This window comes from [Roseibacterium] beibuensis, assembly GCF_039542305.1.
Taxonomy (GTDB): domain Bacteria; phylum Pseudomonadota; class Alphaproteobacteria; order Rhodobacterales; family Rhodobacteraceae; genus Roseibacterium; species Roseibacterium beibuensis.
This window is the reverse complement of the sequence record NZ_BAABHW010000005.1, coordinates 264,373-286,851: the sequence shown is the minus strand read 5'-3', so window position 1 is coordinate 286,851 and position 22,479 is coordinate 264,373. Positions and strand designations below refer to the sequence as shown.

General features: G+C 66.2%; 23 protein-coding genes. 14 read left to right on the top strand and 9 right to left on the bottom strand.

Annotated features, from left to right (window positions below; all coding sequences use genetic code 11):
- The first annotated feature begins 225 nt into the window (after nucleotides 1-225).
- Genes ABD923_RS16295 through ABD923_RS16285 form a run of 3 tightly spaced genes read left to right on the top strand, consistent with a single transcriptional unit; the run spans nucleotide 226 to nucleotide 1,304 of the window.
- Nucleotides 226-399 carry a hypothetical protein gene (locus tag ABD923_RS16295; RefSeq protein ID WP_345229531.1) on the top strand — a complete coding sequence of 58 codons (174 nt, stop codon included), beginning with the start codon at nucleotides 226-228 and terminating at the stop codon, nucleotides 397-399.
- Nucleotides 400-456: 57 nt separating this feature from the next.
- Nucleotides 457-585: a hypothetical protein gene (locus tag ABD923_RS16290; RefSeq protein WP_310796431.1), complete on the top strand. Its 129-nt coding sequence runs from the start codon at nucleotides 457-459 to the stop codon at nucleotides 583-585.
- A complete protein-coding gene (locus ABD923_RS16285) occupies nucleotides 582-1,304 on the top strand; it encodes a glycosyl hydrolase (RefSeq protein WP_345229535.1) in 723 nt (240 codons plus the stop codon). The genes ABD923_RS16290 and ABD923_RS16285 overlap by 4 nt, the downstream gene beginning before the upstream one ends.
- Here ABD923_RS16285 and ABD923_RS16280 read toward each other — a convergent pair.
- Entirely contained in the window at nucleotides 1,225-3,621 is a 2,397-nt protein-coding gene (locus ABD923_RS16280; RefSeq protein WP_259552173.1) for a 1-deoxy-D-xylulose-5-phosphate synthase N-terminal domain-containing protein, read from the bottom strand. The two genes, ABD923_RS16285 and ABD923_RS16280, sit on opposite strands and share 80 nt — an antisense overlap.
- Nucleotides 3,622-3,632: 11 nt before the next feature.
- A complete protein-coding gene (locus tag ABD923_RS16275) occupies nucleotides 3,633-4,835 on the bottom strand; it encodes a methionine gamma-lyase (protein ID WP_259552175.1) in 1,203 nt (400 codons plus the stop codon).
- Nucleotides 4,836-4,950: 115 nt separating this feature from the next.
- Here ABD923_RS16275 and ABD923_RS16270 point away from each other — a divergent pair, with 115 nt between their 5' ends.
- From ABD923_RS16270 to ABD923_RS16260, 3 genes are all read left to right on the top strand, one after another.
- Nucleotides 4,951-5,409, top strand: a complete 459-nt coding sequence (locus tag ABD923_RS16270; RefSeq protein WP_259552177.1) for an Lrp/AsnC family transcriptional regulator — start codon at nucleotides 4,951-4,953, stop codon at nucleotides 5,407-5,409.
- A 131-nt stretch (nucleotides 5,410-5,540) separates the two neighbouring features.
- Nucleotides 5,541-6,425 carry an HAD-IIA family hydrolase gene (locus tag ABD923_RS16265; protein ID WP_259552179.1) on the top strand — a complete coding sequence of 295 codons (885 nt, stop codon included), beginning with the start codon at nucleotides 5,541-5,543 and terminating at the stop codon, nucleotides 6,423-6,425.
- Between the two features lie 224 nt (nucleotides 6,426-6,649).
- Nucleotides 6,650-7,219, top strand: coding sequence for a cytochrome b (locus ABD923_RS16260; RefSeq protein ID WP_259552181.1), 570 nt, complete (start codon nucleotides 6,650-6,652; stop codon nucleotides 7,217-7,219).
- A 107-nt stretch (nucleotides 7,220-7,326) separates the two neighbouring features.
- Here ABD923_RS16260 and ABD923_RS16255 read toward each other — a convergent pair whose 3' ends face one another.
- From ABD923_RS16255 to ABD923_RS16245, 3 genes are read right to left on the bottom strand one after another with little or no spacing between them, the layout of a single operon-like run.
- Entirely contained in the window at nucleotides 7,327-7,779 is a 453-nt protein-coding gene (locus ABD923_RS16255) for a VOC family protein (RefSeq protein ID WP_259552183.1), read from the bottom strand.
- A 40-nt stretch (nucleotides 7,780-7,819) separates the two neighbouring features.
- A complete protein-coding gene (locus ABD923_RS16250; protein WP_259552184.1) occupies nucleotides 7,820-10,879 on the bottom strand; it encodes an efflux RND transporter permease subunit in 3,060 nt (1,019 codons plus the stop codon).
- 11 nt (nucleotides 10,880-10,890) lie between these two features.
- A complete protein-coding gene (locus ABD923_RS16245) occupies nucleotides 10,891-11,976 on the bottom strand; it encodes an efflux RND transporter periplasmic adaptor subunit (protein ID WP_259552186.1) in 1,086 nt (361 codons plus the stop codon).
- Nucleotides 11,977-12,192: 216 nt separating this feature from the next.
- Here ABD923_RS16245 and ABD923_RS16240 point away from each other — a divergent pair, with 216 nt between their 5' ends.
- The 5 genes from ABD923_RS16240 to modC are packed head-to-tail and all read left to right on the top strand — an operon-like array spanning nucleotide 12,193 to nucleotide 15,685.
- Nucleotides 12,193-12,747 (top strand): pyridoxal-phosphate dependent enzyme, encoded by a 555-nt coding sequence (locus tag ABD923_RS16240; RefSeq protein WP_345229530.1) that lies wholly within the window; start codon nucleotides 12,193-12,195, stop codon nucleotides 12,745-12,747.
- Nucleotides 12,744-13,100: a winged helix-turn-helix domain-containing protein gene (locus tag ABD923_RS16235; RefSeq protein WP_259552188.1), complete on the top strand. Its 357-nt coding sequence runs from the start codon at nucleotides 12,744-12,746 to the stop codon at nucleotides 13,098-13,100. The genes ABD923_RS16240 and ABD923_RS16235 overlap by 4 nt, the downstream gene beginning before the upstream one ends.
- Before the next feature lie 57 nt (nucleotides 13,101-13,157).
- A complete protein-coding gene (modA, locus tag ABD923_RS16230) occupies nucleotides 13,158-13,910 on the top strand; it encodes a molybdate ABC transporter substrate-binding protein (RefSeq protein WP_259552191.1) in 753 nt (250 codons plus the stop codon).
- Between the two features lie 3 nt (nucleotides 13,911-13,913).
- Nucleotides 13,914-14,606, top strand: coding sequence for a molybdate ABC transporter permease subunit (gene modB, locus ABD923_RS16225; protein WP_259552192.1), 693 nt, complete (start codon nucleotides 13,914-13,916; stop codon nucleotides 14,604-14,606).
- Nucleotides 14,603-15,685: a molybdenum ABC transporter ATP-binding protein gene (gene modC, locus ABD923_RS16220; protein WP_259552194.1), complete on the top strand. Its 1,083-nt coding sequence runs from the start codon at nucleotides 14,603-14,605 to the stop codon at nucleotides 15,683-15,685. The genes modB and modC overlap by 4 nt, the downstream gene beginning before the upstream one ends.
- Here the strand turns inward: modC and ABD923_RS16215 are convergent.
- Entirely contained in the window at nucleotides 15,682-16,275 is a 594-nt protein-coding gene (locus ABD923_RS16215; RefSeq protein WP_259552195.1) for a hypothetical protein, read from the bottom strand. The two genes, modC and ABD923_RS16215, sit on opposite strands and share 4 nt — an antisense overlap.
- Nucleotides 16,276-16,606: 331 nt before the next feature.
- Here ABD923_RS16215 and ABD923_RS16210 point away from each other — a divergent pair, with 331 nt between their 5' ends.
- Both ABD923_RS16210 and ABD923_RS16205 read left to right on the top strand, forming a co-directional pair.
- Complete coding sequence (locus ABD923_RS16210) at nucleotides 16,607-18,373, top strand: hypothetical protein (protein ID WP_259552197.1); 1,767 nt, start codon at nucleotides 16,607-16,609, stop codon at nucleotides 18,371-18,373.
- Between the two features lie 4 nt (nucleotides 18,374-18,377).
- Nucleotides 18,378-19,400, top strand: a complete 1,023-nt coding sequence (locus tag ABD923_RS16205) for a formylglycine-generating enzyme family protein (RefSeq protein ID WP_259552199.1) — start codon at nucleotides 18,378-18,380, stop codon at nucleotides 19,398-19,400.
- A 217-nt stretch (nucleotides 19,401-19,617) separates the two neighbouring features.
- On the opposite strand, the gene ABD923_RS16200 is transcribed toward ABD923_RS16205, so the two are convergent.
- Both ABD923_RS16200 and ABD923_RS16195 read right to left on the bottom strand, forming a co-directional pair.
- The gene (locus ABD923_RS16200) at nucleotides 19,618-19,797 is read right to left on the bottom strand and encodes a hypothetical protein (protein WP_259552201.1); all 180 of its coding nucleotides are present in this window, start codon (nucleotides 19,795-19,797) and stop codon (nucleotides 19,618-19,620) included.
- Nucleotides 19,798-19,912: 115 nt separating this feature from the next.
- The gene (locus ABD923_RS16195; RefSeq protein ID WP_259552203.1) at nucleotides 19,913-20,167 is read right to left on the bottom strand and encodes a hypothetical protein; all 255 of its coding nucleotides are present in this window, start codon (nucleotides 20,165-20,167) and stop codon (nucleotides 19,913-19,915) included.
- A 283-nt stretch (nucleotides 20,168-20,450) separates the two neighbouring features.
- Between ABD923_RS16195 and ABD923_RS16190 the strand changes: the two genes are divergently transcribed.
- Entirely contained in the window at nucleotides 20,451-20,828 is a 378-nt protein-coding gene (locus ABD923_RS16190) for a PAS domain-containing protein (RefSeq protein WP_259552205.1), read from the top strand.
- Between the two features lie 110 nt (nucleotides 20,829-20,938).
- Here ABD923_RS16190 and ABD923_RS16185 read toward each other — a convergent pair whose 3' ends face one another.
- Entirely contained in the window at nucleotides 20,939-22,450 is a 1,512-nt protein-coding gene (locus tag ABD923_RS16185) for a hypothetical protein (protein WP_259552206.1), read from the bottom strand.
- Nucleotides 22,451-22,479: the final 29 nt, after the last annotated feature.

The window sequence follows — 22,479 nt, the reverse complement described above, 5'->3', positions numbered from 1 at the left end:
GGGCGCTGGCAAGGTCACCGACCTTGTTGGCGCAGGTCGCAAAAAGACCCGGATGACTCGCCACCGCCACCGCCACCGCCTCCGGCTCGCGCAAACTGGCAAGCTCCGTCCCGAAACCTCATCGCCCGCGGGCTTCGGTCAACGTTCGTGCAGCCGCCGCAACTGATCGTTGTGCGGCTCGGACTTGCACCGCGCCGTCCGCGTTTCCCCAAAGGTCCAAGTCACATGCCCCGCATCTCCGCAGTTTTGCATAGCCTTCGCACCTGGTCCCTTGCCTTGATGCTGGGCTGGGTCGGGCCTGCTGCGCACGCAAAACAGGTCGGGGTCGATGCCTGGGAAAACCCCAGCTACACCACGCTCGACTGGATCGAAGGCGTGCCCGGTCTCTACTGGTACTGAAACTGGCGCACCGACCAGATCGCCAGTCACTCAAACCGAGCGCGCCGTGTCGAATTCGTGCCGATGATCCACGGGGCCGACAATATCGGTGACACGATCCGCTCGAGCCGCCGCGTGCGCCACCTGCTGGGGTTCTACGAACCCGATGGACATGGCGGGTCGCACCAGGCGGGGATGAGGCGATAGCCCTCTGGCCACGGCTGGAAGCGACCGGTCTCAGGCTTGGCTCTCCGGCGACCACGCGTGAGGGCACGCTCGGCCGCGGATCGTGGCAAAGCCGCTTCATGGCCGAGGTCGAGCGCCGCGGCCTGCGGGTCGATTTCATGGCCGTCCACTATGACTCGACCAAAGGCAGCGTCGACGCGTTCCGCAACTGGCTCGTTCAGGTGTACAACACCTATCGCCGTCCGATCTGGGTCACGGAATTCGCCCATATCGACTGGTCTCGCCCATCCCGCGCCACCTACGAGGCGAACGCCGCCTTTGCCCATGGCGCGATCCGCATGATGGAAACCCTGCCGTTCGTCGAACGGCACGCCTGGTTTGCTGCGATCCCGTACAACCGGGGCGGGCTGATGCCCGAGATCAACCTGGTGGACAACGCCACGCAGCCAACCTCCCGGGGCCAGGCCTTTGCCAACATCGTCTCGGGCCGGGTGTCGGCAGACACCGCCAGTCTGGTGGTGGATCAATACGACCGCGACGCTCGGTTGAGAGGCTCGAAACCGTCACTACTGGCGGTTTCACCGTTTTCGCGCTTCGGCGCAGACATCGACAATGTGAGCGCCGGTGGCCCGTCGGAGCGATGGGTCAGGGGGGCCGCCCTCACGCGTCCTGCGCGACGGGCGGGGTCGCCTGCCGTAGCGTTTTGCCGATCGTCAGACCATTCACCTTTTCGACGATAGCCGCTGCATCCAGACCGTGATGGCGGTAGAGGTCGCCGATCGTGCCGGTCTGACCGAAATGCTCGACGCCGAGAGGAATGGTCTGATGACCCGCGACGGAGCCGAGCCAGGCGAGTGTCGCGGGGTGCCCGTCGATCACCGTAACAAGGCGGCAATGCGGTGGAAGACCCGCCATCAGGGTTTCGATATGGGACCGCGCCGCCTGATGCCCGCGGGAGCGGGCGCGTTGCGCGGCCGTCCAGCCTGCATTCAACCGGTCGGCCGAGGTCACGGCCAGCACGCCGATATCCCGGCGGCCCTCTCCGATCATCCCGGCGGCCTTGATCGCCTCGGGCGCAACCGCACCCTGGTAGGCGATCACCACCTCGCAATTCGGCCCCGGTTTGCGAAGCCAATAGGCCCCGTCGATGGCCCCTTGCCGGAAATCCTCGTCCACTCGTTTGCCGGGCTGCTCGATCGGGTTGGTGGTCAGGCGCAGGTAGACCGAGCCGCCGGTCTCGTCCCGCAACCATGTGCGCTCATCCGGGTCGCCCTCGCCATCGCGCTGAAGGTAGTCGAAGGCCCATTCCATGATCACCGCCAACTCGTCGGCAAAGGCCGGCTCGAACGAGGCCAGCCCGTCCTGGCTCATGCCGATGAGGGGCGATCCGACCGATTGGTGCGCGCCGCCTTCGGGGGCGAGCGTCACGCCGGACGGCGTGCCAACCAGCAGGAACCGCGCATCCTGGTAGCAGGCGTAGTTGAGCGCATCGAGGCCGCGTGCCACGAACGGGTCATAGACGGTGCCGACCGGGATCAGGCGCTTGCCGAAAAGCGAATGCGACAGCCCCGCCGCGCCCAGAAGCAACATCAGGTTCATCTCGGCGATGCCCAGCTCGATATGCTGCCCGTCCGGGGTGAACTCCCATTTCGCGGTCGAGGGGATGCGGTGTTCGATGAAGGCGTCGGCCTGTTCGGATCTTGCGAAAAGCTTGCGCCGGTTCACCCATGGCCCGAGGCTGGTGGTGCCGGTGACATCCGGAGAGGTCGTGACGATCCGGTCGGCCAAGGCGCTGGAGCCCTTTGCAAGGTCATCGAGGATCTTGCCGAAAGCCGCCTGCGTCGAGATCTCGCGCGAGGTGTCGATCTCGATCGGCGGTACGTCCAGCTTGGCGTCGTGATAGCGTCGCGTGCCGCGGGCAAAGAAGGGGACCTGCGACAGGAATGCGTGCAGGGCCGCCGGGTCTTCGACCGTGGCCATCGGGTCCCATTCCGCGCCTTCGGCCACGCCCATGTGCTTTTGCCACGCCGCGAACTGGCTGCGGTTCATCAACCCGCCATGGTTGTCCTTGTGCCCCGCAATCGGGGTGCCCCATCCCTTGATCGTGTAGGCAAGGAAACAGGTCGGCCGGTCGTGATCGATCGCGGCGAAAGTCTCGGCCATGGTGTCCACGCAGTTGCCGCCGAGGTTTTCCATCAGCGCGGCAAGCTCCTCGTCGCTGCGCCGGTCGATCAGCGCGCTGACATCGCCCTGGTCGCCGAGGTCGTCCATCAGCCGCTTGCGCCACACCTCGCCGCCCATGAAGGTCAGGGCCGCGTATTGCTGGTTCGGGCAGGCATCGATCCAGTCGCGCAGGCGCTCCCCGCCCGGCTCCTCGAAGGCGGCGCGTTGCAGGGCGCCGTATTTCACGCGCACGACATCCCAGCCGAACGCATCGAAGATCTTTTCGACCCGACCGAACAGCCCCTCGCGCACGATCCCGTCGAGCGATTGCCGATTGTAGTCGATGATCCACCACGTGTTGCGCAGGTCGTTTTTCCACCCCTCCTGCAGCGCCTCGTAGACATTGCCCTCGTCCAGTTCGGCATCACCCACCAGCGCCACCATCCGCCCCATCGGGGCGCCCTGGCCCCAACTCTTGGCGGCGATGTAATCCTGGATGATCGACGCGAAGGAGGTGATGGCGACCCCCAGGCCCACCGACCCGGTGGAGAAATCCACATCGTCGATGTCCTTGGTGCGGCTGGGATAGCTTTGCACCCCGCCAAAGCCGCGGAAATTCTCCATCTTCTCGCGGGTCTGGTTGCCCATCAGGTATTGCATCGCGTGAAAGATGGGCGAGGCGTGGGGTTTCACCGCGACCCGGTCCTCGGGACGGAGCGCCGAGAAATAGAGCGCCGTCATGATCGACACCATGGACGCGGACGAAGCCTGGTGCCCGCCCACCTTGATCCCGTCCACCTTGGGCCGGATGTGGTTGGCGTGGTGGATCATCCAATGCGACAGCCACAGCAGGCGCTGTTCGACGGTCTTGAGGTGGGACAGTTGGTCGGGCATGGAGATCTCCGTTACTCGGCGGCGTGGCGGGCAGGCGTGGGCAGGGCCTGGTCCAGGTCGGCGATGATGTCCTCGATATCTTCCAACCCGACGGACAGGCGGATCAACCCGTCGCTGATGCCATGCGCGGCCCGTTCGTCCGCGGTGTAGGTGGAATGGGTCATCGACGCGGGATGCTGGATCAGCGTTTCGGCGTCGCCAAGCGAAACCGCCCTCTGGATCATGTCGAGCCTGTTCATGAACGCAATACCCCCGGCCATGCCGCCATCGATCTCGAAGGCGATCATCGCCCCGGGCTGCGCCATCTGCCGTGCAGCGACGTCGCGCTGCGCAAAGCTGTCGAGGCCGGGGAAATGGACGGTGCGAACCGCCGGATGCGCCTCCAGGTATTCGGCCACAGTTCTGGCCGAGGCGCAATGGCGCTCCATGCGCAGCGCCAGGGTTTTCAGGCCGCGCAGGATCAGCATGGCATTGAACGGCGCCATCACCGCGCCGGTCATGTCCTTCATGCCGACCAGCCGGATCTCGGCGATCTGCTCGGCCGATCCGGCCACCAGCCCGGCCACGACATCGCCATGGCCGCCAAGGTATTTCGTGGCGGAATGCACGACCAGATCGGCGCCCAGATCGATCGGGCGCGTCAGGTAGGGGGTGGCATAGGTGTTGTCGACCACCACCGTGGCACCGGCGGCATGGGCGATCTCAGCCGTCGCGGCGATATCCACCAGCCGCATGTTGGGGTTGGCGGGCGTTTCGAAATAGACGACGCGCGTACGCTCCGAGAGCGCGTTTCGCAGGTTTTCAGGGTCGGTCATGTCGACATGGGTGATCGTGACGCCCCATTTCGCCAAGCCATGGTGCATGAAGGCGAAGGTGCAGCCATAAAGCGTCTGGTCGACGATCACCTCGTCGCCCGGGGACAGCAGTGTCCAGAGCACGGCCGTGATCGCCCCCATGCCGCTGGAGAGCGCCAGCCCGGCTTCTGCCCCCTCCAGCGTGGCGATGCGGGTCTCCAGCAAGTCGCAGGTCGGGTTGGAAATCCGGCTGTAGATATGGCCTTGCCGGTCGCCCGAGAACATTTCGCCACCGGCCTCCGCCGTCTCGAAGGCGAAGGTCGATGTCAGATGCAGCGGCGGGGTCAGGGCGCCCCCGTTTTCCAGCGGCTCATAGGCATGGTGAATGGCGCGGGTGGCAAATCCTGGTTTCGCGTTCATGGCAACCTCGTATCTCGGAACTGTTGAGATGATGTGCTGCTTGGAGGGGCATTTATTTGCGTTCTATGCCTCGAAGAGATTATTTTTTGGCAGAATCTGCCAATGGGGCGTGAAAATGGACAGCAAAGACCGCCAGATCATCCGTGCCTTGCAAGCCAACGGGCGCATGACGAACCAGGAACTTGCCGAGAAGGTCAACCTGTCGCCGTCCCCCTGCCTGCGGCGGTTGCGCATCCTTGAAGAAAGCGGCGCGATCCGTGGCTTCAGCGCCGATGTCGACGCCAAGGCCTACGGTCTGCCAATCACCGTCTTCGTCCGCATCCGGTTGGAGCGTCACAACGAGGAAGACGTCCGGCGTTTCGAAAGCCGGGTCATGGGGTTCGACGAAGTGCTGGAATGCCATGTGCTGACCGGGGCGTTCGACTACCAGTTGCGTGTCGTGGTCCCCGATCTGGACGCCTACGAGGATTTCATCCGCAACCGCATACACCGGATCGGCGGCATCGCCTCGATCGACACGATTTTTGTCTACGGCACGGTCAAGAAAACCAGCGTGTTTCCGGCGATTGCGTAGCCCGGCGGCGCGGTCCGGCGCTCATGCGTGGGGCTATGGTCGTTGTCGGACGGATCGGGTATGCGGGCGCCGATGATCGCGGGTCGCGGAAAATGCGACCGGCACAGCCTGCAACCGGAAGACGGCACCTGATGCGCGACGCGGATACGATTTTTCGGCGGTACCAACAGATCCGGCCCCGGTTGCCGCGCGTCGGCGCACTCCCCGAAACGGTTCAGATCGGCAGCCTGCTCGAGATTGCAGACCAGATCGATGCCTTCGTGTTCGATGCGTTCGGCGTGCTCAATGTCGGGGAAAGCCTGATCGCCGGGGCGGATCGCCGGTTGGAGCAGTTGCGCGCGCGCGGCTGCCAGATCCGCGTGCTGACGAATGCGGCAAGCTATGACAGGCAGGGCGCGATTGCCAAGTTCCAGCGTCTGGGTCTGTCGCTTGCCGACGAGGAGATCGTGACAAGCCGCGAGGCGGCGCTGAAGCACCTGCCCGACGGGCATTTGGGCGTGATCGCGATGGGGGCCGACCGGTTGCTCGATATCCCGCATCCCATGACGCGGCTTGGCGACGACCCCGCCGCCTATGAGGCCGTCGACGCGTTTCTCTTCCTGTCGTCGGCCGAGTGGACGGCGGCACGGCAGGATCTCTTGCGCGCCGCGATTGCCCGTCGCCCGCGCCCGCTCGTGGTGGCCAATGCCGACCTCGCCGCGCCGCGTGAGACCGGCTTCACCCTTGAGCCGGGGCATTTCGGGCATCTGATCGCCGATGATTTCCCGGACTGCGTGCGCTTTTTCGGCAAGCCCTTTCCTGACGTGTACCAGCTTGTCACGGACACGCTGGAGGGGATCGACCCAACCCGCATCGCCATGTGCGGCGATACCCTTCACACGGATATCCTCGGCGGTGCCGCCGCCGGCTGGCGCACGGTTTTCGTCACGCGCGACGGGCTCTTTGCCGGTCTCGATGCGGATGCCTACCGCGAAGGATCGGGGCTGCATGCCGATTGGCAGCTCGCGCGCATTTGAGCCCAAGGCGGGCCCCGCGCCGCCGGGTCTGTCCCCTGGCCGAAAATCCGCAAATCGCGCGACGGAAACCGCAGCCCCCCGCGTGCAATGGGTTCAAGCGGGGCGACTGGTCGCGTTTTCCAAGCGACCAAACGGGCCTAAGCGTCAGGTGAACGACCACCCCATAAACCACCCGTCCGGCAGGCCGGGGACGAGAGCATGTGGACTGGTTGAAAGGACAAGTCATGAGTTTCAAGGACACGACAACGCGACTGAGCCGTACCACGGTCGCGCTGCACTGGATCATCGCCGTCGGCTTCATGGTCATGCTGGCGTTCGGCCTGTACCTGGAGGCGATGCCGCGCAGTCCGGAAAAAGGCGTGCTGATGGGGATGCACAAATCGGTGGGCCTCATCATCCTCGGGCTGGCGGCGCTGCGCATCCTGTGGCGTCTGGCGAACGGCATGCCGCAGCCGGTGGGCCGGGATGGCAAGGGCGCGCGCATCGTGGCGGGGGCGGTGCATATCCTGCTGTTGATCGGCACGGTGATGATGCCGGTCTCGGGCATCATGATGGCAACGGCCTACGGCACCGGCCTTGATATTTTCGGCTGGGAACTGGTCGCGGCGACCCGCGGCACCGAAGGCTTCGTCGCGAACGAGGCGCTTGGCGGCCGGGCCGGCGCGTTGCATGGCCTGGGCGCTTGGGTGATGATCGGCGCGATCGTTCTGCACGTCGCGGCGGCGATCAAGCACCACTCGGTCTCGCGCGATGGCACGCTGCGCCGGATGATGGGCCGCTCCGTCGGGGCCTGAGCGCAACGCGCGGCTTTGAAACGTGGGAAGGGCGGCCATTTCGGCCGCCCTTTTTCTTGAAGCCTTTGATCTGAACGCGAGGGTGGACACGCGACGTGACGCGCGCCTCAGGGTGCAACCCAGGTCGGGTCCTTGGCGACAAGTTCGACCGTGTTGCCGTCCGGATCGAAGGTGAAAACCCCGCGCCATCCGATCCAGTCGAACACCTCGACGGTGTAGTCCCGCCCGAGCTGGTCATACCACGCCATCACGGCGTCCTGTTCTTCCCACGGGACGGTCAGGGCGATGTGATGCAGGGAGGATCCCGCGCCGGTCTGCGGTGGCGTGGCGCTACCGCGGGTCCGGCCCGCGCCTTCGAAATCGTGGCGAAACAGGGCCAGAACCGCCGTATGCCCGCCAAACCCCTCGGCAATGCGGAAGAACACGATCGGGCGGCCCTCGGTATCGGTCATCGGCTCAAGGCCAATCACGTCGCGGTAGAAGGCGACCATCGCCTCCATGTCCACGCAGCGGATGGCGATCTCGCCCAGGGCGCGGACCTTGAAGTTTCTCTGCGGCATGTCTGTCCTCCTTGTTTCCCGAAGCGGGGGGAGGGGGCGATCAGGCCGGTGTGGCCATGCCCTCCGCCTCGCGTGCCTTCCGCTCCGAGCGGGAGAAGAAGATGTCATAGAATACCGGGGCGGCCACCAGCGTCAGGATCGAGGCAAAGGCCAAGCCGCCCATGATCGTGATCGCCATCGAGACGAAGAACGCATCCCCCAAGAGCGGCGCCATCCCGAGGATCGTTGTCGCCGCCGCCAGCAGCACCGGGCGCAAACGCGAGACGGAGGCGCTGACGATCGCTTCGCGCAACGGTTTTCCCGTCTCGCGGGTCAGGTCGATCTCTTCGACCAGCACGATGCCATTCTTGATCAGCATGCCCGACAGGCTGAGCAGACCCAGAAGCGCGGTGAAGGAGAAGGGCAGGCCGGTGCCCAGAAGGCCGATGGCCACCCCGTTCACCGACATCGGCACCAGGAGCCAGATGATCAGCGGCTGACGCACCGCGTTGAACAGCAGGACCGAGATCAGGACCATGATCAGCGCCGTGATCGGGAGCTGCGCCCCGAGCGACGCGTTTGCCTCGTTCGACGCCTCGTATTCACCGCCCCATTCCATGCGATAGCCGTAAGGCAGGTCCATCGCCTCGACCGCCGCCTGCACCTCGGCCTGCACTTGCGCCGCCGTCAGGTCGGCGGGGATGGAGGCGCCGACGGTGATCGTGGGCAAACGGTTTTGCCGCCGGATCAACGTGTTCTGCGTCTCGTAGGTGAACCCGTCGACCACCTGTTCGATGGGCAGAAGCGTTTCGCCATCCTGCGCGACGATGGTCTGGTCCATCGCGCTGACGCCCGCATCCGGGGCGACGCGCAGGATGATCGGCAGGGCGCGGTCGCCCTCGCGATAGGTGCCAGCGGTGACGCCATCGGTGGCGAAACGGATGATCTCGGCCACGTCATCGCGGCTGACCCCGGCGGCTTGCGCGCGGTCGGTGGCGTAGTTGGGCCGCAGGACAAGCTCCTGCTCGCGCCAGTCGATGCGCGGGGCGAGGATGTTGTCGGACGCCCCTTGCATCACGGTGATGGCCCGATCGGCAAGGTCGCGCAGCACCACCGGGTCCGAGCCCGAGAAGCGGACCTCGATCGGGCTGCCGCCGCCGGGGCCGAAAACCAGCCGTTCGGTCCGGAACTCGCCATCGCCGAGGTTCGCGGCGGCAAAAGCCTCTAGGTCGGCCCGCAGCCGGGGGATCTGGTCCAGCGTTTCGGTGCGCACGATCAGATGGCCATAGGCGGGGTTCGGGCGCTCGGACGAATAGGTCAGCAGGAAGCGCGTGGCCCCCTGGCCGACATAGGTCGAGACGGCCTGCACCTCGTCACGGGCGGCAAGGAAGTCTTCCAGCACCCGCATCCGCTCGGACGTGGTGTCGATCGGCGTGCCCTGCCGCATCGTGTAATGGACGAAGAAGATCGGCGTGTTCGAGTCCGGGAAGAATTGCTGCTTCACCTGTCCGAAGCCGACGTAACACGTCGCCGTGACGGCGATCAGCGCCACGACCACCAGCCACCGGATACGCAGCGCAGCCCGCAGGAGCGCGCCATAGGCACGGAAGATGACGCCGCCATAGGCGTCGTCCTCGTTCACCTCGCCCTGCTTGAAGAAGTAGTGCCCCAGAAGCGGCGTGACCGTGATGGCAAGGATCCACGACAACAGCAGCGAGATACCGATCACCGCAAACAGCGAGAACAGGAATTCGCCGGTCGAGTCCGGGCTGAGGCCGATGCCCGCAAAGGCCATGATGCCGATGACGGTGGCGCCCAACAGGGGGATCTGCGTCTTGCCGGTGGCTTCCTCGGCCGCCTCGCGGGACTTTTTGCCGTGCGCCATGGCAACCTGCATCCCCTCGGCCACCACGATGGCATTGTCCACCAGCATCCCCATCGCGATGATCAGCGCGCCGAGCGAGATGCGCTCCATCTCGATCCCGAAGATCGCCATGAACAACAGGGTGCCCACCACCGTCAGAAGCAGGGTCGTCCCCACCACGATGGCCGCGCGCGGCCCCATGAAGACGCCAAGCACCAGCACCACGATCGCCACCGACATGGCGAGGTTCACGAGAAACCCGTTCGAGGCCTCGTCCACCACGACATGCTGCTGGTAGACCGGGTGCAGCTCGACTCCATAGGGGATTTCCGGCTGCAATTCAGCGAGGCGCGCATCGACGCGGTTGCCCACGTCCACGATGTTTTCATCGGCAAGACCGGCGACGCCGATGGTAAAGGCCTCGGTCCCGTTGAAGCGGAGGATCTGGTCGGGGTCGTCCTGCCGCCCCCGGTTCACTTCGGCGATGTCGAAGAGGTTGATAATATCGCCACCGACCCCGATGGACAGGCCCGCGATTTCGCTGACGCTGTCCGACCCTTCGGGGGTCTGGATCATGGTGGAGGCGGTCTCGCTGTCGATGCTGCCCGCGTCGGCGACCGAGTCCGCCTCGGCCAGCGCCTGTGCGATGACCTGCGGATCGACCCCCAGATGGGCCGTGATCGCCAGATCGGGTTCGACGAAAATCGCCTCTTCGGGCAGGCCGGCGACCTCGACATCGGCGACGCCGTCCACGGCCAGCAACTCACGGCGCAGGAAGGTCGCCAACTGGTGCCGCTCGGCATCGGTGAAGCCTTCGGCGGTGACGGCGAAGAAGATGCCGTAGACATCCCCGAACCCGTCATCGACGAAGGGCGCGCCCGCGCCGTCGGGCAGGGAGCCGACAACCCCGTCGATCTGCTGGCGCAACTCGGTCCAGACCTGTGGCAGGTCATCGCCGCGGATCGTGTCTTCGACCTCCACATCGATGCGGCTGACCCCGGGGCGATTGACCGACGTGATCTCGCTGACCTCGCCCATGCGCTGGATCGCGGCCTCAAGCGGTTCCGAGACCTCTTCGGCGACCTGCTCGGCCGAGGCGCCGGGGTATTGGGTGATGACCACGGCCTGCTTGATGGTGAAGGCCGGATCTTCGAGGCGGCCGAGGGTCAGGAACCCCCAGATGCCGCCGAACAGGCAGACGAGGATGATGATCCAGGTGATGATCGGCTTGTCGATCGAGGCACGGGCGATGGTCATGGCGCGGCCCCTTAATTGGCGAAGCCGGTGAAGCGCCGGACGGTTTCACCGGGCGTGACCGCATGGGCGCCGGTGCTGACGATCTCGGTGCCGGGGTCCAGCCCCTCGGTGACGGCGAAGCGTCCGTCGCGCGTGGGTTCGATGGCGACGGCGACGTCCTCGACCGTGCCCAACCCGTCTTCGCCGCCCTCCGCCGGCACGAAGCGCAAGACGCTGGTCGCCCCGTCATTGGCAATGCGAATGGCGCTGGCGGGCACGATCAGGGGCGCGCCGTTGCCCGTGATGGTGGCCAGCACGGTGACCGAGCTGCCCGGCAGAACGGTGATTTCTTCAGGGCGCGGCATGCCCAGCGTCAGGCGATAGGTCTGCCCGATGCTGGAGGCCTCGGCGTTGAATTCCCGCAGTTCCAGCGGAAAGGTCTGGTCGCTGGAGGGGAAACGCGCGCGGAGGTCGACCCCCGCACCCTGACCGACACGCTGAAACAGGACCTCGGGCACGTCGATCTCGACCCGGATCTCGGACATGTCATGCAGGCGCACAACGGGCGTGCCCGCGCTGACGGTCGTGAAATTCGCGACATTGCGCGATGCGACCAGTGCATCGAACGGGGCATGGAGCGTCGCGTTCTCCAGCGAGAATTCGGCATTGCGCAGCGCCACGCGGGCCAGGCCAAGCTGGGTTTCGGCATCCTCGCGCGCCACTTCCGAGACGGAACTGGTCAGCTGCGCAAGGCGGGCAACCTCGCGCTGGGCCTGGTCGTATTGCAATTGCGCCTGTTGCAGTTGCAGTTCGAAAGGTTCGAGGTCGAGCTGCGCGATCATCTCGCCGGCGGGGATCTCGGCGCCTTCCTCGGCCTCAAGCTCCACGACCTGGCCGCCCACCTGGAAGGCGAGGTCCACCGTCTGCCGCGCAACGATCTGGCCAAAGAATTGCCGTGTAAGCCCCGCGGCCCCGTCCCCCACCGTCATCAGGCGCACGGGGCGGATGATCTCGGCCGGGGCCTCGCCCGTTGCCTCGTCTTGGGCATGGGCGCTGGGCACGGGCAGGGCGAAAACGGCAAGAACGGCGGCTAGCACCGCGCGGCGCGAAGGGAACATGGCACGGATCCTCGGCTCGGTCGAAACGGACAGGCCCCGCAAATAGGAGGCGCTGGCATGGTTTTGTAGACGCCCATGACGCATTTGCATGACGAGCGCATATAATTTTTTCACCGCCCATCGCCTGACGTCACGGCATGGGCGCTGTCAGAAAAGCGTTGCACCGGGTCTCTGTACAGGGCGAGGGTGCCATCGGTCTACCGTGTCGGAGGGGAAATGACCGTGACATTTGCCGATATACTGGGCGCCGCTCGGTGCATCAAGGGCGTGGCCGATGCCACGCCGCTTGTGCCGTCCCCGTTCTTTTCCGCGCTGGCCGGGCAAGAGGTGCCGCTGAAGCTCGAGAACATGCAGCCCATCGGCGCTTTCAAGCTGCGCGGGGCCCTCACGGCCATGGCGGCCCGGCCCGATGTCGGAACCTTGCTGGTGCCTCTCTCCGGCGGAGGTCTGGCCGCCGGTATCGCCGTTGCGGCCAAGGCGATCGACCCCGCGTTCCGCGTGATCGGCATCAGCATGGAGCGTGGCGCGGCAATGTTCGATTCCTTAAAGGCGGGCCATCCGGTCGAGGTCGAGGAAGTTCCCAGCCTCGTCGACAGTCTCGGCGGTGGGATCGGGATGGTGAACAAGCTGTCCTTCCCGTTGTGCCGCGACCTGTTGGATGACACCGTCGTGCTCACCGAGGAAGAGATCTACGGCGCCATGCAAACCTTGTTTTGCGAGGATCGGATCGTCGCCGAGGGCGCGGGCGCGGGACAGGCGATCCCGGTATGACTGCGCCCCGCCTGCGCCTGCGCCTGATGATCGGCGACGCGATGCTGGGGCCCGGCAAGGCCGATCTGCTCGACGGCATTCGCAGGACCGGCTCCATCGCCGCCGCCGGGCGCGGGATGGAGATGAGTTACAAGCGCGCCTGGTCGCTCGTCGAAGAGATGAATGGCGCCTTCCGAAGCCCGCTGGTCGCGCGGGTGCGCGGCGGAAAACAGGGGGGCGGCGCGCATCTGACCGAGTTGGGGGAGGAGGTGCTGACGCGCTACCGCCGGCTGGAAGCCCTGGCGACCGAGGCGGGCGCGGAGGAGATCGCGGCCCTGAGCGCCTTGCTCACCGATATGTCTGGCGGAAAATAACGCTTGCCTCAAGCGTCTGCCGTCGCAATACCTGTGCCGACCGGACCGGGAGATGTCATGCGCCGCCTGATTGCCAGCCTGTGCCTTGCCCTGATGCCACTGTCCGCGGTGGCCGAGGACGTGACGGTTTTCGCCGCCGCCTCGATGACCGAGGCGCTGGGCGAGATCGCGGCGCGGTTCACCGACGAAACCGGCACAGGCGTCGTTTTGTCCTTCGCCGGGTCCTCGGCCCTTGCCCGCCAGATCGCGCAGGGCGCGCCGGCGGACGTGTTCATCTCGGCCAATGCCGACTGGATGGATGTGCTGCAAGCCGATGGCCGGATCGTCGAGGGGTCGCGCTTTGACCTGACATTGAACCGCATCGTCCTGATTGCCCATGACGCGGCCATGGCGGAGGTCGACATCACGCCCTCGCTCGACCTTGGCGCGATGCTGGAAGGCGGGCGTCTCGCCATGGCCCTGACCGAGGCCGTACCGGCGGGCATCTACGGCCGCGCGGCGCTGGATCATCTCGGGCTATGGGACGCCGTGGCGGGGCAGGTGGCCGAGGCCGACAATGTCCGCGCGGCCTTGATGCTGGTCGCGACCGGGGCCGCGCCGCTGGGCATCGTCTATTACTCGGATGCGGTCAGCACCCCTGACGTGCGGATGCTTGGCGTCTTCCCCGAGGACAGCCACCCGCCGATTACCTATCCGGCGGCGCGGATCGTGGGCAGCGGCGACGCGGCGCAAAGCTTTCTGGACTATCTGCAACGTTCGCCCGCGGTCGATATCATCGCCGAACACGGGTTCTGGGCGCCGGGGGGCTGACCGGTGGATTGGCTCGGCCCCGCGGAATGGGAGGCAGTGCGCCTGTCACTGCGCGTGGCCGCCGTGGCCGTGGCGGCCAGCTTGCCGCCTGGCATCTTCGTGGCCTATGCGCTGGCCCGCTGGCGGTTTCCGGGCCATGGCCTGCTGAACGGGTTGGTGCACCTGCCGCTGATCCTGCCGCCGGTGGTGACGGGCTACCTTCTTTTGCTGGGCTTCGGGCCCCAGGGGCCGGTCGGCGGCGTGCTGGAGGCCGTGGGCCTGCCGGTGGCCTTTCGCTGGACGGGTGCGGCGCTTGCCGCGGCGATCATGGCTTTTCCCCTGATGGTTCGCGCCATCCGCCTGTCGATCGAGGCGGTCGATCCCGGGCTGGAGCGGGCGGCCGCGACGCTGGGCGCCTCGCGCGTTTGGGTCTTCCTGACGGTGACATTGCCCCTGACGCTTCCGGGGATCATCGCGGGCGCGATCCTCGCCTTCGCCAAGGCGATGGGAGAGTTCGGCGCGACCATCACTTTCGTTTCGAACATTCCCGGCGAAACCCGCACGGTGCCTTCGGCCATCTACGCCTTCCTGCAAGTGCCGGGCGGAGAGGACGCGGCCGTGCGTCTGGTCCTCGTGTCGGTCGGGGTGGCGATGGCCGCGCTGGTCCTGTCGGAATGGCTGGCGCGCGCGGTGGCGCGGCGGGTTGGCAGCGCATGAGTGTCGAGATTGATATTCAGCACGATTTCAAAAGCTTCCAGCTGGATGTGCAGATATCGGCGCCGTCCGGCATAACCGCGCTGTTCGGGCGGTCGGGGTCTGGAAAGACAAGCATTATCAATTCCGTGGCGGGACTTCTTCACCCGGATGCGGGCAGGATCTCCATCGACGGCATGCCGCTTTTCGACCGCGCGGCCGGGGTGAACCTGCCGGTGCATCACCGCAGGCTCGGCTACGTGTTTCAGGACGCGCGCCTGTTCCCGCATCTGACCGTGCGGCAGAACCTGACCTTCGGGCGGTGGTTTGCGCCCGAGCGGGCACCGCAGGCCGAAATCGACCGGGTGGTCGAGATGCTGGGGATCGGACACCTCCTGTCTCGGCGACCCGGCGCGCTCTCCGGCGGTGAGAAAAGCCGCGTTGCACTGGGCCGCGCCCTCCTGTCCTCGCCGCGCCTGATCCTGGCCGATGAGCCGCTGGCCGCGCTGGACGAGGCGCGAAAAGCCGAGATCATCCCGTATTTCGAGCGGCTGCGGGACGAGGCCAGGGTGCCCATCCTCTATGTCAGCCATTCCCCGGCCGAGGTCGCCCGCCTGGCGACCACCGTTGTTGCGCTGGATGCCGGTCGCGTGGTGGCGCAGGGGCCCGCGGCCGAGGTGCTTGGCGATCCGGAGGTGATGCCGCTTGGCCCGCGCGGGGCCGGGGCGGTGATCGGGGCGCGCGTGGCGGCCCATCACGAAGACGGGTTGAGCGAGTTGCAGGCGGGCGGGGTGCCGCTGTTCCTGCCGCGCGTGGCGGCCACGGTTGGAACGACCGTGCGCCTGCGCATCGCGGCGCAGGATGTCCTGTTGTCGCGCACGCGACCCGAGGGCTTGTCGGCCCTGAACATCGTTCCGGGCCGGATCGACAGCATACGGCGCGGCGCGGGACCGGGTGCGATGGTCGCGCTGGACACGCCGGCCGGACGGGTGCTGGCACGGGTCACGCAGCGGTCGGTCGGCGCGCTCGGGCTGTCGGAGGGGGCGGAGTGTTTCGCCATCGTCAAGACCGTGTCCATCGCGCCGGACGATGTCAGCGGCTAAGCCCCCTTGGCGGTATCCTCCGGCGGGGCCGGGGGGCGGGTGCTGACCGCGTCCTCGGGGTCGGGGTTCTTCGGTGGCTGACCCAACCGGCCCAGCACATCGCGGGCATAGGCCGCGCCGCCCGACGCCATCAGCGTTTCGGTCATCATCGCGCGCAGGGCGGTGGCCTCGGGATGGGCCTCGATCGCCGAAACGAGAATGGCCTTTGCCGCTTCGACATCGCCCAGATGCATCGCGATTCGCGACCGCCCCATCGCGCGCAGCGGGGCAGAGACCTGTGCCTCCCGGTCGGCGCGGGCAATCAGGTCGCGCGCGTCGGACACGCGGTTGGCCGCAAGCGCCGCGGCCAGCAGCACATCGAACGTGTCGTCATCCAGCGTGTCCGTGGCCAGCCGCGCCTCGGTTTGTTGCGCGGCGTCGCGGTCCTCCATGCTCATCTGCGCCAGAAGCAGCAGTCGCAGCAGCGATTTGTCCCCCGGGCTGTGGCTCAGACCGGATTCGGCCGCCTGCCGGGCTGCGCCGGGGTTTCCCGTCCTCAGCGCCGCGACGGCCAGCCCCGCGTCCAGTTCGGTCTTGCGTTTTCGTTCCATCGGTTTGCCCCCTTGTCCGATTGGTTTGTAACGTGTCCCGGCGCGTGCTCCCCGACCGAAGGGCGCGGGCCATCCGGTTCCCCGCCGCTCGCGATATCGCGGGGCGCACCCTCCAAGCCTAATCCGCGATCAGGTTAAGACTTCGTTAATCACAAGGAATATCGTTGCGGCAGAGCGAATGTGCCAGATCTGCACTGATGCCGAATTGATCACCGCCATAGTTAGCGCGCCGTTGCGTCACAGGGGCACTTGTTGCAACACTGATCGCCGAACATTTCCACGACCGGCCGCGCTCTGCCCGCAGCCTTATTTGCAAGCATGGAGCCCTTCCTTGTTCAAAGCTGTCTCGAATGACCGTTTTCCCCTGCCACGCAACGCCCGCCTGCGTGCGATGGCCGCGCCGATGGCCGTCGCGGCCTGCCTGTCCGCGCCCATGGCCGCGGCGCAGGGAATCGCCCCGCCCGATGCCGAGACCATCGCGGAACGCATGGCGACGCTGGGTTCGGACGTGCCGGGCTCGATCTGGGCCATGCAGCCCTTCATGAATTCCGAGGAACTGGTGGCCGAGGACGGCACCACCTACCGCCTGTCGTCGATGAACCCCTATGTCAACGCCTGGTTCGTCCTCGAGGTCGCGCCGCAGGGCGGGTCGTCGCGCTACTACCACCTGGAGAACGCCGATCGGGACGATTGGCAGATCTCGCTGGTCGAAGATGACGGCGCCCCGGCGATCCGCGTGCTTGGCACCGGTGACGAGGATGGCGAGGAAATCCTCTGCGCCCCGTGGGAGGACAATGGCCTGCAAGAGGCGCGCGATACGGGCCTGCCCTTTGCACCGCTTTGCGAATGGTCGATCTTCCTGCGCAACCCGGTGACGGGCAACCGCACCACCCGCGAGGCCGTGGCCGAGTTCCTGCGCGACAACGTGCTTTTTGGCGACTCCATCGTGAACCTGATCAAGGGCACCTTCTTCGAGGATGCTTTCATGGTCTCGTCCGAGGGGCTCGAGATCGAGGAAGAGGTCGATGGTGTTGCCCTGCTGGGCGAGGCGCTGCTCGACCGTGCGCCGGTGATGCGCCCCTATATGGGCTTTGACCTTCTCGGCGCCGAGGACGGCATGCAGGCCGGTAGCTGGTACGAGGTGGACGGCGCCGACGGCATCTATGCCAGCGTCATGCAACCCGGCATGATCGCTAGCGAGGTTTTCCAGGTGCCCGGAGCCAACCGCCTCGACGGCGTGGAAAGCCGCGCCGACGTCTACCTCGTGGCCTTCGACATGGGGGAATTCACCCTCGGCTATGAGCCGGGCACCGACCACCCGCGCCTTGGCTGGTCCTCGCGTCCCAGCCATCGCCACTACCAGGGCCGCGGCCCCGACGGGTTCGACAGCCCCGATCCGCTGGTGCGCACCGGTACGCTGAACCCCACCTACGCGGAGTCGGTCGCGGCCATCTTCACCGGCGGCTTCAAGCGCGACCATGGCGCCTGGCGCTTTGGCGACTATGCGACCTTCAACTATGGCCACCATTACGGCTTCATGGTGGACGGGGTGATCTTGTCGCGTCTTTGGGAAAACCTCGCCACCATGTACATGACCCATGACGGAGAGGTCGTCATGCGCACCTGGACCGAGGAAGACAACTCGGCCGAGTTCCTGTCGACCCTTCAATTCGCGCGCCAGAACGGTGTTGCGATCATCGAGGACGGCGTGCCTGGCGCCCGCGTGACCTCCTGGGGCGGGGGCAACTGGTCGGGCTCGGCGAACGCCGACCTGCGCACCCTGCGCGCCGGGGCCTGCACCCGCACGGTCGAGGGGCGGCAGTTCCTGATCTACGCCTATTTCTCGACCGCGACGCCCTCGGGCATGGCGCGCACCTTCCAGGCGTACCAATGCGATTATGCCATGCTCTTGGACATGAACAGCCAGGAGCACACCTACATGGCGCTCTACCAGCGCGAGGAAGAGGAGCTGGAGGCGCAGCACCTCGTGACCGGCATGGCCGAGGTCGATGTGCGCGGCTCGGACGGAGGGCGCATTCCGCGCTTCGTCAGCGCGCCCGATAACCGCGATTTCTTCTATCTCATCCGGAGGGAGTGACGTGATGCGACTGGGAACGACCCTAAAAACCACCATCGGGGCGGCCCTGGCGGCGCTGATGCTGTCGGGCGGCGCGCAGGGCCAGACCCTGGCCGAGAACAACGAACTGATGTTCCAGCAGATGCGCGAGATCCGAGGCGTGTCTGCCGGCGAAATGCGCCGCATCCGCGAGATCTTCGCCGCGGCCCCCTGGATGGGGCAGGGCAACCCCGCTGTCACGCGCCACCCGATGACGCCGGAACAGGCCGCCGCGCGGCTGGGCGGGTCGGTCGAGCAGGTGCGCAACAGCTACCGCAACCGCGAGTTCGAGCGCATCTGCGGCGAGCCCTTCATGGTGCCGCTCTACGATCCGCAGACCCAAAGCCCTTCGGATGCGACCGTGTGTGCCGACATGTTCGAATATCCGAACATCCCCATGGCCTACCCGGTGACCTGGGTGCGCGCCAACGAGGCAGCGATGCTCTGTGCGGCCGAGGGCAAGCGCATCGGCGACGCCCATGAATGGGAAGGCGCGGCGGCCGGTCAGCTTCTGCCGCCCGATTACCCGTTCGACATGATCCGCGGCATGGGCATGTCGCAGGCCGTTAACACCATGCGCAGCTGGCACAACAACCGCTACGCCTCGACCCGGAACCTCTATTCCATCGGCCAATGGCGCTCGGGCGTTTGCGCCACGGGGTCGTCGAAATCGCCGGGCTGCAACGGGGGCAGCTTCCAGGGCTGCGGCTCGAACACCTACCCGGCGGGGTCCTTCCCGGAATGCCGCTCGCCTCTGGGGGTGTACGACATCGACGGCAACGCCGCCGAGCACATGAACCTGCCGCTTGCCGAGGACCAGATGGCCAGCCGCGGCTCGACCACGCTTGGCGTGACCGAGATGAAGGGCTCGTGGTTCATCTGGGACACGATCCGCGCGCATGAGCATTGGGCGCGCTGGCGCGCGCCGTTCTGGCATGGCAGCCGCGTGATGTCGCCGTCGAGCCACCACAACTACCACCTCGGTTTCCGCTGCTTCCGCGATATCTGAGCGCGGTTTTCGCCGTTGCCGAGGGCCGCAGGGTCCAAGAAAAGCGCCCTCGCAGATCCCTGCGAGGGCGTTGGCGTTGATTGCCCATGATCCGGCCTCGGCATGTTGTTCGGCTGATCTGAGTAACCGGAAGCGGGATAGGTGCGCCGATGCCGAAGATGCCGAAGCCGATGATGGTCTCAACCAAAAGGGGCCCGGACGTTCCGGACCCCTGTTTTCATTTCACTGTCACTCGGGCCTGCTGAAGCCGCTCTTGGATGCCGTCCCGGGACAGGGACGATTTCGGCGGATTGGACTTGCGGTATTTTTCGGTCGCGCGGGCCGAGATGTAGGCAAAGGCTACAACAAAACCCAACGTACCGAAGTTCAGAATTAGGCCACCGATTTCCATGGTCATTCCTCTCTTTCGGTTGCTGTGGTCGCCTGTGACCCGTGAAGTAGAGCCAGTCTTTTCGGCGACAATGACGGCTGCAGTTGAAAATGGTGCAGCGCAACAACCATGAGGAAAGGGATCAGCCGATGATGACGACAACCGCCGCAAGATAAAGGGCAAATCCGAGCAGGCCAAACTGAGCAGCGAACAGGCTGAACCCTAAAAGAAGCGCGAGTGTCAGCCCCACGATCACGGCCTGAGACCGGACGGGAAGGGCTTCGACGCGATCTTCAAGCGTGCGAAATCCGGTCTTGCGCGCAAAGCCAGCGATCAGCGCAAGGGCCACCGTCCGAGAAGACTGCCAGGCGGGCATCAGGATATCGCTTGCTGACATGCCGGTTCCCCCTCATGTTCCGAGGCATGCCATAGCATACCGCTGCGTCAGGGTCCACCGGAACCGTCCCGCGTGGCAGCGGCGTCCGGACCCTGCGACCGGGGGCTTGAACATCTCTGACGGTGGGCGGAGACGAACCCGGACGCAGGCCGATCCCGCCGGCGAGATTGGCGACCTGCGGTGCCTCCGACCCAAATTGCCATTGGAGTGCGCAGCGAACATGCGATAGGCAGCATCTTGGGACGACCGCATGATCCGGTGTTGTAAATGAGGGAGCCATCGCATGGAAAACAGGAACGACGACACGGCTTTCGTCAGATCTTTGCTGGAAGAAGATGAGGTCGAAATGAGCGTGGTGATCTCAGACCCATCGCTCCCGGACAATCCGATGATCTATGTCAGCGACGAGTTCGAGGCCCAGACCGGATATACCCCGGAGGAGGCTGTCGGGCGAAACTGTCGGTTCCTGCAAGGCCCAGAGACCAACCCGCACGCGATCAAGGCCATTCGGTACGGTCTTAAGGCCGAGACACGGTTTACCATCGATATCCTGAATTACCGCAAGGACGGGTCGCCCTTCGTGAACCGTTTGCGCATCCGACCGATCTATGATGGCGACGGACGCCTGATCTATTTCGCGGGTGCGCAGAATCCCGTCTGAGGGCTGCACCGGTCCTGCTCCTTGACCCGGATCGGCACATGAGAAAGGCCCGCCCCGGTGTTCCGGTGGCGGGCCTCGCTCTTCCGCGTCCCTCGTCTTGCGACTTGCGGTTATTGCAGTGCGGCGAGCCGCACGGTCGTGGAATTCAGCGGGCCATCGTCGTTCAAGAGGCTCGCATACTGGCCATCGGTCAGCAGGCTGCGCAGGTCGATGGCGCGGCCATTGACGTAAGCCGTGCGGCTGACCAGCCGGATGCCGTGGCTGTAATCGGCGTAGTATTCGCCATGCACGGTCGAGAGCGGCTGGATCGGGTTGCCGTTCGAACGGTGCCAGCCATAGATCGCGACCCGTCCGGGCGCACGGCTCAGGCGGTTGGCGATGACCACGTCCTTCTTGTGCCCGGCGACGAGGATGCCGCCACGCCCACCGGCACGGGCGAACTGGGCGTCCACCGTCGCGTCATGGCGCAGGAAGTAGTCGGTCGAGGACATTTGCGGCCCCGGCGTCATGGGCGAGGGCGACAGGCGCAGGTCGGCCTGCGCATAGATCGCGTCGACCATGCGGGTCGTGGGCAGCATCATGTCGAACCCGTCGGCCACGCGCAGCGCGGCGGGCAGGCCCAGCGGCACGCGCACATGGTCGGCATCAGACCCGATGGCGAGGTAATCCGGCGTCACGCAGATCGTGATCTCGGTCTGGCGGCCGCCGGCGATGCCGGTGAAGCTGACCGGTTGCAGATCGCGCAGGAAATCCGGGACGTTGCCCGACAGCGCCTGCGCGACGATGGCGTTGTCGCGTCCGCTGCCCGACCCGTTGCCGAGGCTCGCCATGACGGCAGAGCCGGAGGGCGCGCTGCCACGGCGGCGCGGGATGTCGGCAAGCCGCGACGAACAGGGGTTCGACCCTGCGCGCGGACCCAGAAGGCTGGGGCGGCCCGGATCTTCGTAGCGGGCCAGCGTGATTTCTTCCTCGGGCTCGACGGCGCGGGCGACCTGGATTCCGGGATCGGCACGACCGGGCGTGGCGCGGACCGGGAAGCGGTCGGCCAGCCCCTCGGGGCGCAGTGCCGGGCGCGGGCTGACGGCGGCCAGCAGGACCGAGGGCGCCGCCTCGGGTGCACCCTCGGCACCCGGGGTTTCAGGCACGATCGGGACGGCACGGGCTATGATCGCCTCGGGCCGCACGGACGGCGTCGGCAAGGCCAGTGCGCGGGCCGTGGTCAGGTTGCGCGCAACCTGCACCACCTCGACCCCGATCTGGGGGCGCGGCACGGCCTCGACCGGCGGACGGCCCAGCATGACGGGCACCGAAACCGGCTCGACGGCATCTGGCGCGCTACCCTGCGGCGTGGCCAGGGCCAGCCGCGGGGCGCGCATCGGTGTGAGCAGCGGCGCCTGGCGCACGGCTGCAAGCTCATCCTCGAATTCCCCAAGCGTCAGCGCCCCCGAGGCCTCGGCCTGGGGATACTGGCGCGCCTCGGTCGGGCGCGGGGCGGGCCGCATTGCGGCCAACTCTTCGGTGGCGGTTGCGCTCCGAGACCCGATACGGGCGTCGGACACGTTCGAGAGAACGACGAAACTGCACAGTGCGGCAATACAGGTCGAGGCGATGGAAGTCGCCAAGACGATATCACTGCGGTCCATTAGCCTGG

Bases quoted from the DNA above. Each gene is read 5' to 3' on its own strand.
- ABD923_RS16295 (WP_345229531.1), top strand. From the start codon at position 226: ATGCCCCGCATCTCCGCAGTTTTGCATAGCCTTCGCACCTGGTCCCTT.
- ABD923_RS16280 (WP_259552173.1), bottom strand. From the start codon at position 3,621: ATGCCCGACCAACTGTCCCACCTCAAGACCGTCGAACAGCGCCTGCTG.
- ABD923_RS16245 (WP_259552186.1), bottom strand. From the start codon at position 11,976: ATGTTCCCTTCGCGCCGCGCGGTGCTAGCCGCCGTTCTTGCCGTTTTC.
- ABD923_RS16190 (WP_259552205.1), top strand. From the start codon at position 20,451: ATGGAAAACAGGAACGACGACACGGCTTTCGTCAGATCTTTGCTGGAA.
- ABD923_RS16195 (WP_259552203.1), bottom strand. From the start codon at position 20,167: ATGTCAGCAAGCGATATCCTGATGCCCGCCTGGCAGTCTTCTCGGACG.
- ABD923_RS16240 (WP_345229530.1), top strand. From the start codon at position 12,193: ATGACCGTGACATTTGCCGATATACTGGGCGCCGCTCGGTGCATCAAG.
- ABD923_RS16255 (WP_259552183.1), bottom strand. From the start codon at position 7,779: ATGCCGCAGAGAAACTTCAAGGTCCGCGCCCTGGGCGAGATCGCCATC.
- ABD923_RS16275 (WP_259552175.1), bottom strand. From the start codon at position 4,835: ATGAACGCGAAACCAGGATTTGCCACCCGCGCCATTCACCATGCCTAT.
- modC (WP_259552194.1), top strand. From the start codon at position 14,603: ATGAGTGTCGAGATTGATATTCAGCACGATTTCAAAAGCTTCCAGCTG.
- ABD923_RS16205 (WP_259552199.1), top strand. From the start codon at position 18,378: ATGCGACTGGGAACGACCCTAAAAACCACCATCGGGGCGGCCCTGGCG.
- ABD923_RS16215 (WP_259552195.1), bottom strand. From the start codon at position 16,275: ATGGAACGAAAACGCAAGACCGAACTGGACGCGGGGCTGGCCGTCGCG.
- ABD923_RS16250 (WP_259552184.1), bottom strand. From the start codon at position 10,879: ATGACCATCGCCCGTGCCTCGATCGACAAGCCGATCATCACCTGGATC.
- ABD923_RS16235 (WP_259552188.1), top strand. From the start codon at position 12,744: ATGACTGCGCCCCGCCTGCGCCTGCGCCTGATGATCGGCGACGCGATG.
- ABD923_RS16270 (WP_259552177.1), top strand. From the start codon at position 4,951: ATGGACAGCAAAGACCGCCAGATCATCCGTGCCTTGCAAGCCAACGGG.
- ABD923_RS16260 (WP_259552181.1), top strand. From the start codon at position 6,650: ATGAGTTTCAAGGACACGACAACGCGACTGAGCCGTACCACGGTCGCG.
- modA (WP_259552191.1), top strand. From the start codon at position 13,158: ATGCGCCGCCTGATTGCCAGCCTGTGCCTTGCCCTGATGCCACTGTCC.
- ABD923_RS16200 (WP_259552201.1), bottom strand. From the start codon at position 19,797: ATGACCATGGAAATCGGTGGCCTAATTCTGAACTTCGGTACGTTGGGT.
- ABD923_RS16265 (WP_259552179.1), top strand. From the start codon at position 5,541: ATGCGCGACGCGGATACGATTTTTCGGCGGTACCAACAGATCCGGCCC.